The sequence below is a fragment of the Pseudomonas sp. FW305-3-2-15-E-TSA4 genome (assembly GCF_058787295.1).
In genome coordinates, this window is the sequence record NZ_JBYSZP010000027.1 from 28,744 (window position 1) to 40,536 (window position 11,793).

At 57.8% G+C, this 11,793-nt stretch carries 11 protein-coding genes and 1 pseudogene; 5 read left to right on the plus strand and 7 right to left on the minus strand.

Annotation, left to right across the window (positions count from 1 at the left end):
• Window positions 1-230: pseudogene (locus tag AC3WMV_RS26860) on the minus strand (hypothetical protein); the annotation flags it as partial.
• Here AC3WMV_RS26860 and rarD point away from each other — a divergent pair.
• Window positions 178-1,059 carry an EamA family transporter RarD gene (gene rarD, locus AC3WMV_RS26865; protein ID WP_103368987.1) on the plus strand — a complete coding sequence of 294 codons (882 nt, stop codon included), beginning with the start codon at window positions 178-180 and terminating at the stop codon, window positions 1,057-1,059. The pseudogene AC3WMV_RS26860 and the gene rarD sit on opposite strands and share 53 nt — an antisense overlap.
• Before the next feature lie 178 nt (window positions 1,060-1,237).
• On the opposite strand, the gene hppD is transcribed toward rarD, so the two are convergent.
• Together hppD and AC3WMV_RS26875 are read right to left on the minus strand one after the other, a co-directional pair.
• The gene (gene hppD / locus AC3WMV_RS26870) at window positions 1,238-2,314 is read right to left on the minus strand and encodes a 4-hydroxyphenylpyruvate dioxygenase (RefSeq protein ID WP_103368986.1); all 1,077 of its coding nucleotides are present in this window, start codon (window positions 2,312-2,314) and stop codon (window positions 1,238-1,240) included.
• 245 nt (window positions 2,315-2,559) lie between these two features.
• A complete protein-coding gene (locus AC3WMV_RS26875) occupies window positions 2,560-3,507 on the minus strand; it encodes a DMT family transporter (RefSeq protein WP_103368985.1) in 948 nt (315 codons plus the stop codon).
• A gap of 78 nt (window positions 3,508-3,585) precedes the next feature.
• Here AC3WMV_RS26875 and AC3WMV_RS26880 point away from each other — a divergent pair, with 78 nt between their 5' ends.
• From AC3WMV_RS26880 to AC3WMV_RS26890, 3 genes are all read left to right on the plus strand, one after another.
• Window positions 3,586-4,458: a LysR family transcriptional regulator gene (locus AC3WMV_RS26880; protein WP_103368984.1), complete on the plus strand. Its 873-nt coding sequence runs from the start codon at window positions 3,586-3,588 to the stop codon at window positions 4,456-4,458.
• A gap of 115 nt (window positions 4,459-4,573) precedes the next feature.
• Complete coding sequence (locus AC3WMV_RS26885; protein ID WP_027612003.1) at window positions 4,574-6,109, plus strand: EAL domain-containing protein; 1,536 nt, start codon at window positions 4,574-4,576, stop codon at window positions 6,107-6,109.
• A 234-nt stretch (window positions 6,110-6,343) separates the two neighbouring features.
• On the plus strand, window positions 6,344-6,709 hold the full coding sequence (locus AC3WMV_RS26890) for a histone-like nucleoid-structuring protein, MvaT/MvaU family (protein ID WP_003224630.1): 366 nt from the start codon (window positions 6,344-6,346) through the stop codon (window positions 6,707-6,709).
• Between the two features lie 217 nt (window positions 6,710-6,926).
• Here the strand turns inward: AC3WMV_RS26890 and AC3WMV_RS26895 are convergent, their stop codons facing one another.
• Entirely contained in the window at window positions 6,927-7,445 is a 519-nt protein-coding gene (locus AC3WMV_RS26895; protein ID WP_097089854.1) for a DUF4946 domain-containing protein, read from the minus strand.
• Between the two features lie 139 nt (window positions 7,446-7,584).
• Between AC3WMV_RS26895 and gloA the strand changes: the two genes are divergently transcribed.
• A complete protein-coding gene (gene gloA / locus AC3WMV_RS26900) occupies window positions 7,585-8,106 on the plus strand; it encodes a lactoylglutathione lyase (protein ID WP_007963339.1) in 522 nt (173 codons plus the stop codon).
• 176 nt (window positions 8,107-8,282) lie between these two features.
• Here gloA and ahpF read toward each other — a convergent pair whose 3' ends face one another.
• The 3 genes from ahpF to AC3WMV_RS26915 form a co-directional block, all read right to left on the minus strand.
• Entirely contained in the window at window positions 8,283-9,845 is a 1,563-nt protein-coding gene (gene ahpF, locus AC3WMV_RS26905) for an alkyl hydroperoxide reductase subunit F (RefSeq protein ID WP_103368983.1), read from the minus strand.
• A 132-nt stretch (window positions 9,846-9,977) separates the two neighbouring features.
• Entirely contained in the window at window positions 9,978-10,541 is a 564-nt protein-coding gene (gene ahpC, locus AC3WMV_RS26910; RefSeq protein WP_003224621.1) for an alkyl hydroperoxide reductase subunit C, read from the minus strand.
• 136 nt (window positions 10,542-10,677) lie between these two features.
• Window positions 10,678-11,616: a site-specific integrase gene (locus AC3WMV_RS26915; RefSeq protein WP_103368982.1), complete on the minus strand. Its 939-nt coding sequence runs from the start codon at window positions 11,614-11,616 to the stop codon at window positions 10,678-10,680.
• Window positions 11,617-11,793 lie beyond the last annotated feature (177 nt).

Genomic DNA, 11,793 nt, shown 5'->3' on the forward strand with positions numbered 1-11,793 from the left:
AGCGGTGTGCCAGACAACGCAGATGTTGAATGTGCCGGCCTCTTCGCGAGCAGGCTCGCTCCCACAGGTTTTGTGCTTATCTTCAGGATGTGGGAAATATTGATCACTCGGCCAATATTCAGCACAAAAACCACGTATCCTGCGCGCCCTGTTTGATCACCCATCCGCGAGGACAGTTTGTCTAAAGGTATCGCTCTATCGGTTTCAGCTTCGGTGCTGTTTGCCGTCATGTATTACTACACCTCGCTGCTCACTCCGTTGAGCGGCGTGGAAATCTTTGGCTGGCGGATGCTGCTCACCGTGCCGTGCATGACCGTGTTCATGCTGGTGTCGGGTGAATGGCGGCGGGTGCTGGAGTTGCTGCGCAAGGTGGCGGGCTATCCAAAGCTGATTGGCGGTCTGATTGTTTCGTCGGGTTTGCTCGGCGTGCAGTTGTGGCTGTTCATGTGGGCGCCGCTCAACGGCTACAGCCTCGATGTGTCGCTGGGTTATTTCCTGTTGCCGCTGGCGATGGTACTGACCGGGCGCATTGTGTACGGCGACAGCTTGTCGTACCTGCAGAAAATCGCAGTGTTCTTTGCCGTTCTCGGCGTGGCGAACGAGCTGTATCGGATCGGCGGATTTTCCTGGGCGACCCTGGTGGTCGTGGTCGGTTACCCGCTGTATTTCGTCCTGCGCAAACGCCTGAAGACCGACAACCTCGGCGGTCTGTGGGTCGACATGACCTTGATGCTGCCGGTGGCGTACTGGTTCGTGCGCGGTGGTGAGCAAGGTTTCACCGTGTTCGATCAGTATCCGGGCTTGCTCTGGCTGATTCCGCTGCTCGGTCTGATCAGTGCTTCGGCGCTGGTGGTGTACATCATTGCCAGCCGCTTGCTGCCGTTCAGCCTGTTTGGTTTGCTCAGTTACGTCGAGCCGGTGTTGCTGCTCGGCGTGGCGCTGTTGCTCGGTGAAAGCATCAAGGCCGGCGAGTGGCTGACCTACATTCCGATCTGGCTCGCCGTTGTGGTGCTGATCTTCGAAGGCTTCAAACACCTGATGCGACAACGCAGGTCTTAAAAGCAACACAAAACTACCGTGGGAGGGTGCTTGCTCGCGAAAGCGTCAGTTCAGTCAACAAAGACCTTGAACGAAAGACCGAATTCGCGAGCAAGCCCGCTCCCACAGTTTTGCTAATGCAAAAAAAATCCCGGCTGTGCATGACTGCAAGCCGGGATTTTTTCATTCTGGTGGAGGATTACTCGGTTGCGAGCACACCACGACGCACCTGGTCACGCTCGATCGATTCGAACAGGGCCTTGAAGTTGCCCTCGCCGAAACCATCATCGCCCTTACGCTGGATGAATTCGAAGAACACCGGGCCCATCAGGGTTTCCGAGAAGATCTGCAGCAGCAGGCGCTTGTCGTCCGGGTTCGACGAACCGTCGAGCAGGATGCCGCGCGATTGCAGTTGGTCAACCGGCTCGCCGTGGTTCGGCAGGCGGCCTTCGAGCATTTCGTAGTAGGTGTCCGGCGGTGCGGTCATGAAGCGCATGCCGATCTTCTTCAACTGATCCCAGGTCTTGACCAGGTCGTCGGTGAGGAACGCCACGTGCTGAATGCCCTCGCCATTGAACTGCATCAGGAACTCTTCGATCTGCCCGGCGCCCTTGGACGACTCTTCGTTCAGCGGGATGCGGATCATGCCGTCCGGTGCGGTCATCGCTTTCGAGGTCAGGCCGGTGTATTCGCCCTTGATGTCGAAATAGCGGATCTCGCGGAAGTTGAACAGCTTCTCGTAGAAGTTGGCCCAGTAGGCCATGCGGCCGCGGTACACGTTGTGGGTCAGGTGGTCGATGATCTTCAGACCGGCACCGACCGGGTTGCGATCAACGCCCTCGATGAACACGAAGTCGATGTCATAGATCGAACTGCCTTCGCCGAAACGGTCGATCAGGTACAGCGGCGCGCCGCCGATGCCCTTTATCGCTGGCAGGTTCAGCTCCATCGGGCCGGTTTCGATGTGGATCGGCTGAGCACCGAGTTCCAATGCGCGGCTGTAGGCCTTTTGCGAATCCTTCACGCGGAACGCCATGCCGCACACCGACGGTCCATGCTCGGCCGCGAAATACGAGGCCACACTGTGCGGTTCGTTGTTGAGGATCAGGTTGATCGCGCCCTGACGGTACAGGTGCACGTTCTTGGAGCGGTGGGTCGCGACTTTGGTGAAGCCCATGATCTCGAAGATCGGCTCCAGGGTGCCAGGAGTCGGCGATGCGAACTCGATGAACTCAAAGCCCATCAGGCCCATTGGGTTTTCGTATAAATCTGCCATGGTGACGCCTCATCATTCTTATCAATTAACCAAAGTTATTTGTCAGTAATGCTGAGACCGGCGGGAGGTGCGCAGGAGATGCCTCGCACACTGCGGGCGAGGAAGTCACCGTAGATCAGTTGAAACCCGAATATCTTCATTGTCGACCCAAGGCTCTTGCGGGCGAGGCTTCTGCTGCCAGAAGACGTTTATTATTGTATGCGTAACCCGATTCTACACAGCGTAAATAGGGTTGTCTGCCCTCTCTATAAAATCCGCCTTTTTCGCATCGGTGCAAGGGGTTTGTTGCACAGGTAAATCCCGACCAGCACCAACCCGCCGCCCAGGCACATGCTCAACGTCAGTTGCTCGCCGAGCAGCAGCGCGCCGAGCACCACCGCGGTCAGCGGATTCAGGGCAATGAACACGCCGGATCGGGTCGCGCCGATTTTGCGGATGCCATCGTAGTAGCCGATGTAAGCCAGCGCCGAGCCGAACACGCCGAGGTAAATCAGACTCAGCCATTGTGCCGTGCCAAGGCTGATCAAGGCTGCCCCGCTCACCTCGCCACTTAGCGTCGCCAGCGCCCACAGCATCGCGCTGCCGATCAACACGGAAAACGTCACCGTCTGCAGCGGACCAATGGATTGGTTCACCCCCCGGGAAAACAGCGAGTAAACACCCCAGCTCAACACGCAGCCAAAAATCAACAGATCACCGATCCATGCATCGGGTGTCACGGCAAGTAATTGCGGGTTGCGGCTGACAATCACCAGAGCGGCGCCCGCAATGCAGGTCGCGATACCGGCGACTTTTAGCTGACCCAGACGCTCGTTGAACAACAGCCAGGAGGCCAGACCGATCACGGCCGGGTTCAACGCGACAATCAACGAAGCCCGTGAAGCGTTGATGTATTGCAGACCATAAAAGAAGCACAGGTTGTAGAAGAAAATCCCGAAGAACCCCAGCAAAGTCAGTTGCAGCCATTGCCGGAGCGTCGGTCGCGCCAGCGGGATACGCGCTATCCACAGAAACCCCAGCAACGCCACGCTGGCGAGCAGGAAGCGCAGGCTGGCGGCGAACAACGGGCTGAGGCTGCCCGTCAGAAAACGCCCTGCGACAAAGGTCCCGCCCCAAATCATGGTTACCGCTGCCAGCGTCAGGTAAACCGGCCGGTCGGAGGCCGTTAGGTGGGTTTGCTCAAGGTTGCGCATGATGTTCCAAACGAAAGAAGTTGAAGGATGGCGTATCATTCCCTTCATGCCCTCTCATCGTAAAATGAGCAAAAACTCATGACCCTCACGCAACTGGAGATCTTCTCGCTGGTCGCCGAACTGCGCGGATTTACCCTCGCCGCCCATCGTCTGGGCATTTCGCAGTCGGCGATATCCCACGCGATGAAATCGCTGGAACAGGAGTTGGGCGTGGAGTTGTTGCGGCGGCACCAGTCGCAGGTGGAGCTCACCGATATCGGCGAGCAACTGCTGCAGCGCGCAAGGGCCATGCTCGGTCTGGCCAACACCCTGCGCCAGGAAGCGGCCGATGCGCGAGGCATGAAAACCGGCACGTTGCGTATCGGCTCATTCGGCCCGACGTCATCGATCAAGTTGCTGCCGAAGATTCTGCAGCGCTATCGCGAAGTGCATCCGGGCATTGAAGTGCACATTGATGAGGGACCGGACCGGCAGGTGCTGCAGTGGCTGGAGGAGCGGCGAATTGACGTCGGTTTTGTGGTGCTGCCCGAGGAGCGCTTCGACACTTTTGCTCTGGTCGAAGACCAGATGGTTGCCCTGCTCCCGCTCGATCACCCATTGGCCGCACGTGCGGCGCTGAGCCTCCAGGATTTGAGTGCTGCCCCCTTTGTGCTGACCGAGGCCGGGTCATCGGAACTGGTTTCACGTCTGTTCACTGCCGCGCGCCTGCAACCGAACATTCGCTATCGCTGCTCGCAATTGCTCAGTACGCTGGACGTCGTCAGCCGGGGCGATGCCATCACCGTTGTCGCCGAGGGCTCATTGCCGGACGATCCAGCGCCCCGTTACCTGAAGAAACCGCTGTTGCCGGCGGTACAACGCCTGATCGGCCTCGCAGTCCTCGATCAGCGTCAGGCTTCGCCCGCCACGCGGGCATTTATCGAACTCGCCACGCAGATCAACCAGCCGTGAGCGGCACAAGCGCCAACGGCCATCTATCATCCCTTCTGACTTCGCTGTTTTTCACCGGTGCGCCGTTGCCAGGCCTGCATTCGAGAGTTCCCCCCCATCGCGACAGGATGCGCCAATGCCCTTGACCGTCAGACCCCGCCGCAAACGCAGCGTACGCATTTTTGTGAGCCTGCTTTGTGGTGTTTTGCCCGTCCTGCTAGGCGGCGGGATTCTGTATCTGCAAGCCGAACGCACCTTGCAACAGAGCACGCAAAATACCGCCGAGGAGGCGTTGCGCCAGTTTGAACTGATGCTCGACAACACCGCCCAGGCCGCCAGTGAATTGTTGCCATTGGCCGGCCAGCCCTGCGATAGCGTGAAACTGGCCTTGCGTGAGCAGGTGACCCGTCGACCTTTTGTACGCTCGACCAATCTGGTGTGGGACAACAACCTCTATTGCAGCTCGCTGTTCGGGGAGTTCAAGGAGGCCGTGAACCCGGGCGACTATACGCAGGGCAAACTGTGGTTGATGAATGGCAACCCCGTCACGCCTAACACCGCGCTGTTGGTGTATCGCCTCAGCGAAGGTCGCGGTGGCGCGCTGACCACCCTCGATGGTTATCACCTGAGCAACATCCTGCGCCTGATCGGCCGGCAGACGCTGCTGTTGTTGCAGGTCGGCGATAACTGGCTGTCCGTCGATGGCAAGGTGCATCAAGGCGCCCTGCCGCCGTTACCGGTGGCGCAGAGTATGCTCGCGTCTTCGCGCTATGCCTTCAGTGTCAGTGCAGGCTTCCCGCAGGGGCAAACGTGGCGCTACATGGCCGGCGAATACCCGCCGCTGTTCAGTCTGCTGATATTTTTCGGGGTGATCGCGGGCGCTATCGCCCATGTCCTGCAACGGCGCGCCACTTCGCCCAGCCATGAGATGCTGCGCGCGCTGGAGGCTGGCGAATTCATTCCCTACTTCCAGCCGGTGGTGCATGGCGACAGCCGGAAGTGGTCCGGCGCTGAAGTGCTGATGCGCTGGAATCACCCCAAGGAGGGTCTGGTGCGTCCGGATCTGTTCATTCCGTTTGCCGAACATTCAGGCCTGATCGTACCCATGACTCGTTCGCTGATGCAGCAGACAGCCGCCCTGCTCGGCCCGTTGTCGGCGGAGTTCGACAAACCGTTCCACATCGGCATCAACATCACCGCCAGCCATTGCCAGGATCTGCAACTGGTCGAAGACTGTCGCGGGTTTCTCGCTGCTTTTGCCCCCGGCAGTATCAACCTGGTGCTGGAGCTGACCGAGCGCGAGCTGATTGAGCCAACCGATGTCACGCACCTATTATTCGAGCAGTTGCACGCGCTGGGGGTGATGATCGCCATCGACGACTTCGGTACCGGCCATTCAAGTCTGGGCTACCTGCGAACATTCAATGTCGATTTTCTCAAGATCGACCAGAGTTTCGTCGCGATGATCGGCATTGATGCGCTGTCGCGGCATATTCTGGACACGATTATCGAACTGTCGGCCAAGCTCGATTTGGGTATTGTTGCCGAAGGTGTAGAAACTCAGGCTCAGGCTGACTATCTGACCGCACACCACGTCAACTTCCTGCAGGGCTATCTGTTCGGAAAACCCATGCCTGGCGCCGACTTCATCGATGCATTAAGTCACCATTAACTAAAAATAAATTAAGCCCGGCGCTGCGACCGGGCGCACCAAATTGATACAAAACACCACTGTTGTTACATGACGACAAGATCAGGATTTACTCTTGGCGCATTAACTACTACAATTTTTTCAGCCTGTGCAAGATTGGCAGGTGAGCCATTATCACCGAGTCGCTTCAAGGCTCTTGGCTTATAGCTTTGTTTGCGGTTGGTATCAGCCAAACACACTATTGGAGTAAAGATATTGTCCAGACTCGCTGAATTTCGTGCAGCTGAAAAGGCCCTTCAGGAACAGCTCAAGCAGTTGGAATCGCTGAAGAACGATGCCGGGCTCAAGAAAGAAATCGAATTCGAAGAAAAGCTCCAGGGGCTGATGAAAACCTACGGCAAAGGCCTGAAAGACATCATCGCCATCCTCGATCCGAACCCGTCCAAGTCCGGCCTGCAAGTGTCTGCCGCACCGAAAACCCGCCGCGCTCGCGTGGTCAAGGTCTATCAGAACCCGCACACCGGTGAACTGATCGAAACCAAGGGCGGCAATCACCGCGGCCTGAAAGCCTGGAAAGAACAGTACGGTGCTGCCACCGTCGATTCCTGGTTGCGCGGTTAATCTTGCGTCAACAAACAAGCCCTGCTCTATGCAGGGCTTTTTTTCGACAATATCTAACAAAAGCAACGATTTCCGCCACGCTAATTATCAATCTGCTTTAACACCCACAAGCCGTGAGGCTAAACATTTTGCGCCGGGATGTTGCAACCGCAACGACCGCTAAACTTTGTGCTTAATTCCTTCGGGTATCTAAACCCGTAGCGGTGCAAACAGACGCTTAAAGTTTCAAGCTGTTTCTCACTGCGACTATTTCCTCGGCGCTCGCCTTATAAACCTCAGCCTGACCCGCGTAAGAAAGTACATAAGCCTTATCCGTCGCGACCGCAGCAACCAATGTTTGCGACAACACATGACGGCCGTTTTCGGTGATCGTGCAGGTGGTCTCCAGTGCATCCAGAACGGCGAGTTTTGCCGGATGTATCTTGTTGCAAACGCTTTGATAGCCACCCTGGAAGAAGTCTTTCTGAATAGATTTGCGCATTTCCAGCAGGACACCCTGCACATTGACCTGATGGCCTGCCTCAACCTGGCTCATGGTCAACTCCATCACCATCACCTGATTGCCGTCAGCATCGTTTTTCACCGCGCGCTGGCGCGAAACCTGAGGGGCTTGATCAGGCAGCGCTTCTACTTCCCAGCCTGCAGGCCAGGTGATACTGGGCTGATCCGCCAGCGCCGGACCGGCAAGCAGCGATGAGAAAAGGCAAACGAACAGCGCTTTGAACGGTCGGATCATTACCAGAGGCACTCGCAGATTGAGCTGCAAAGTCTGAGGCCCGGCCGCCCACAGAGCAAGCCGCGCATTCGGTTTGGCGATGCCGCCCCGCATGCGTATCATTGCGCCCATTCACTCGCCCCATTGTTACGGAGGGCCTATGAGCCTGCACGAACTGAACACTTTCCCCGGCGTCACCGCCACTCCAGACAGCGCAACCCGCAACTTCGTCTTCAACCACACCATGCTGCGTGTGAAGGACATCACCAAGTCGCTGGACTTCTACACCCGCGTACTGGGCTTCTCGCTGGTTGAAAAGCGTGATTTCCCGGAAGCCGAATTCAGCCTGTACTTCCTCGCGCTGGTCGACAAGGCGCAGATCCCGGCCGACGCCGCCGCCCGCACCGAATGGATGAAGTCGATCCCCGGCATTCTGGAACTGACCCACAACCACGGCACCGAAAACGACGCCGACTTCGCCTATCACAATGGCAACACCGACCCACGCGGTTTCGGCCACATCTGCATCTCGGTGCCAGACATCGTTGCCGCGTGCGCACGTTTTGAAGAGCTGGGCTGTGATTTCCAGAAGCGCCTGACTGATGGCCGTATGAAAAGCCTGGCGTTCATCAAGGACCCGGATGGCTACTGGGTTGAAATCATCCAGCCTGCGCCCCTGTAACTGACTGCAAATTTCTCCTGTAGGAGTGAGCCTGCTCGCGATAGCGGTGTGTCAGGCCATGATGTTTTGAATGTGCAGCCGCCATCGCGAGCAGGCTCACTCCTACAATTGGATTGTGTCAGGCATAAAAAAACCCATGATCGCTCATGGGTTTTTTCGTTTCAGCGACTGCCGTTTTACGCCGGCGCCGAAGTACGGATCAAGTGATCGAACGCGCTGAGGGAAGCCTTGGCACCCTCGCCTACCGCAATCACGATCTGCTTGTACGGCACAGTGGTCACGTCGCCGGCCGCGAAGATCCCCGGGATCGACGTCTCGCCACGGTTGTCGACGATGATTTCACCACGCGGCGACAGCTCGATGGTGCCTTTGAGCCAGTCGGTGTTCGGCAGCAGACCGATCTGTACGAAAATCCCTTCCAGCTCGACGCTGCGCAGTTCGTCAGTATTGCGATCCTTGTAACGCAGGCCGTTGACCTTCTCGCCATTACCGGTGACTTCAGTGGTTTGCGCACTGGTGATCACGGTGACGTTTGGCAGGCTGTGCAGTTTGCGTTGCAGTACCGCGTCGGCACGCAGTTGAACGTCGAACTCCAGCAGCGTGACGTGGGCAACGATACCGGCCAGGTCGATGGCAGCTTCGACGCCGGAGTTACCGCCGCCGATCACCGCCACACGCTTGCCTTTGAACAGCGGGCCGTCGCAGTGCGGGCAGTACGCCACGCCCTTGTTACGGTATTCCTGCTCGCCCGGCACGTTCATTTCACGCCAGCGCGCACCGGTCGCCAGGATCACGCTCTTGGCTTTCAGGGTCGCACCGCTGGCGAAATGGACTTCGTGCAACTCGCCATTCTTGCCGGGAATCAGCTTGTCGGCGCGCTGCAGGTTCATGATATCGACGTCGTACTGCTTGACGTGTTCTTCCAGCGCCGTCGCCAGTTTCGGGCCTTCGGTTTCCTGCACTGAAATGAAGTTCTCGATGGCCATGGTGTCGAGCACCTGACCGCCGAAGCGCTCAGCCGCAACACCGGTGCGGATACCTTTACGGGCGGCATAGATCGCGGCCGACGCACCGGCCGGGCCACCGCCAACTACGAGCATATCAAAGGCTTGTTTGGCGCTGATTTTCTCGGCCTGACGCTCGATGGCGCCGGTGTCGAGTTTGGCGAGGATTTCTTCCAGGCCCATGCGGCCCTGGCCAAAGTTCTCACCGTTGAGGTAGATGCTCGGCACGGCCATGATCTTGCGATCGTTGACTTCGTCCTGGAACAACGCGCCGTCGATGGCGACGTGACGGATGTTCGGATTCAACACAGCCATCAGGTTCAGCGCCTGGACCACGTCCGGGCAGTTCTGGCACGACAGCGAGAAGTAGGTTTCGAAACTGAACTCACCCTTGAGCGAGCGGATCTGTTCGATCACTTCGGCACTGGCTTTCGATGGGTGGCCGCCGACTTGCAACAGGGCCAGCACCAGCGAGGTGAATTCATGGCCCATCGGGATGCCGGCGAAACGCAGGCTGATGTCGGCACCCGGGCGATTGATCGAGAACGACGGCTTGCGGGCATCGGTGCCGCTGTCGATCAGGGTAATTTGGCTCGAAAGACTGGCAACGTCTTTCAGCAGGTCAAGCATTTCCCGGGATTTCGCACCGTCGTCGAGGGAAGCAACGATCTCGATCGGCTGGGTAACCCGTTCCAGGTACGATTTCAACTGGGCTTTAAGATTGGCGTCCAACATACGGGCGATCTCCTGTGTCTTTATTCGAGGCGAAAAAAAGCCCGAGAGAATCTCGCCCGGGCTTTTTCAATGGGCGGTGCAGCTTACTGAAGTAGGTGCGGAGTCCCGCCCTGTGTTGCGTGTCTCACAGACTCAGATCTTGCCGACCAGGTCCAGGGACGGAGCCAGAGTGGCCTCGCCTTCTTTCCATTTGGCCGGGCAAACTTCGCCTGGGTGAGCAGCAACGTACTGAGCAGCCTTGATCTTGCGCAGCAGCTCGGAAGCGTCACGGCCAACGCCGCCATCGTTCAGTTCAACGATTTTGATCTGGCCTTCAGGGTTGATCACGAAGGTGCCACGGTCAGCCAGGCCAGCTTCTTCGATCAGCACGTCGAAGTTGCGGGAGATGACGTGGGTCGGGTCGCCGATCATGGTGTATTCGATTTTGCCGATGGCTGGCGAGGTGTTGTGCCAGGCAGCGTGAGCAAAGTGGGTGTCGGTCGAAACGCTGTAGATTTCCACGCCCAGTTTCTGGAACGCAGCGTAGTTGTCGGCCAGGTCTTCCAGCTCGGTTGGGCACACGAAGGTGAAGTCGGCTGGGTAGAAGAACACTACGGACCATTTGCCTTTCAGGTCAGCGTCCGAGACTTGTACGAAGTCGCCGTTTTTGAATGCGGTAGCTTTGAACGGTTTTACTTGGCTGTTGATGATAGGCATTGATGACTCTCCGTCAGGGTTGTGAATTCGATGGGTGAATCCTACCCACTCACTCGACGGATGGCTCATTGGCAAACCTGATGCTGCTGATTTGTTTTCGCTATTAGCAGACTGTATTAATAGAAGAAAACCATATCTACGACGAAGCCGGTTTATCCGTAATCCGGGCCATCCCGTGAAAGGGGCTGGCTTCAACATAGCGCATGGCTGACTTCATATCCTTCCAGCCGACGTAACTCATGAGCGATTTCAGATCCCAGCCGCTTTGATGCGCCCACGTGGCAAAGCCGCGGCGCAGGGAATGGCTGGTGTAACGCCCGGCCGGGATGCCGGCGCGCTCGAGCGCCTGACGCAACAGCGGAATGATGCTGTTGGCGTGCAAGCCCTCCTCGCTCAGATGCCCCCAGCGGTCAACGCCGCGAAACACCGGGCCGCGCACCAGCGCTGCCTCGGTGATCCAGTCGATATAAGCCTGCACCGGGCACAGCTTGAGCAGCGCCGGCGCCTGATACGTCTGCCCGAGGTTGTCGCGGTCGCCCTTGCTGCGCGGCAGGTAGAGGGTGATGCCGCTGCCGGCGTGCGCCTGCACGTGCTCGATCTGCAGACGGCACAACTCGTCACTGCGGAAGCCCCGCCAGAAGCCCAGCAGAATCAGCGCCCGATCGCGATAGGCCTTGAGCAACTGCGGACGATCCTGATTCTGCCTGGCGCTACTGGCTTCCTGCTCCAGCCAGTCGACCACTTGCTGCAGATCGTGCAATTGCAACGGTTCGGCCTGTTTTTCCTGCGCCGGATGCAGTGCGCGAATGCCTTTGAACACTTTGCGGACCACTGGGGCCTTGGTCGGATCGGCAAAACCCTGACTGTTGTGCCACTGCGCCAGCGCTGACAGCCGCAGTTTCAGTGTGTTGATGGACAGCACCCCGGCATGCTCGACCAGATACCGCGCCACGCTGTCGGCGGTCGCTGGCAGGAAGCCGCCCCACTTCACTTCGAAATGCTCGATCGCAGAACGATAGCTGCGGCGGGTGTTGTCACGGGTGGCGGCTTGCAGATAGCGATCGATCTCGCTCATGGGCAGTGTTCTCGCAGGCGTACTGATTGCTGGATGAAAAAACCGATTCAGGGGTCTGACATTGGGTAATACCAGTATATCCCGCCTGTGAATAATCAAGCATTTAACTTTATTTTCAGCGTGGTACACTGCGTACTTTGGTGGCATGTACCACAGTACGTAATGGTAGGAGTTAAA

What these genes read in the sequence shown, in the direction of transcription:
- gloA (WP_007963339.1), top strand. Translation starts at nt 7,585, where the DNA reads ATGAGCCTGCACGAACTGAACACTTTCCCCGGCGTCACCGCCACTCCA.
- AC3WMV_RS26895 (WP_097089854.1), bottom strand. Translation starts at nt 7,445, where the DNA reads ATGATCCGACCGTTCAAAGCGCTGTTCGTTTGCCTTTTCTCATCGCTG.
- AC3WMV_RS26885 (WP_027612003.1), top strand. Translation starts at nt 4,574, where the DNA reads ATGCCCTTGACCGTCAGACCCCGCCGCAAACGCAGCGTACGCATTTTT.
- AC3WMV_RS26875 (WP_103368985.1), bottom strand. Translation starts at nt 3,507, where the DNA reads ATGCGCAACCTTGAGCAAACCCACCTAACGGCCTCCGACCGGCCGGTT.
- AC3WMV_RS26880 (WP_103368984.1), top strand. Translation starts at nt 3,586, where the DNA reads ATGACCCTCACGCAACTGGAGATCTTCTCGCTGGTCGCCGAACTGCGC.
- ahpF (WP_103368983.1), bottom strand. Translation starts at nt 9,845, where the DNA reads ATGTTGGACGCCAATCTTAAAGCCCAGTTGAAATCGTACCTGGAACGG.
- hppD (WP_103368986.1), bottom strand. Translation starts at nt 2,314, where the DNA reads ATGGCAGATTTATACGAAAACCCAATGGGCCTGATGGGCTTTGAGTTC.
- ahpC (WP_003224621.1), bottom strand. Translation starts at nt 10,541, where the DNA reads ATGCCTATCATCAACAGCCAAGTAAAACCGTTCAAAGCTACCGCATTC.
- AC3WMV_RS26915 (WP_103368982.1), bottom strand. Translation starts at nt 11,616, where the DNA reads ATGAGCGAGATCGATCGCTATCTGCAAGCCGCCACCCGTGACAACACC.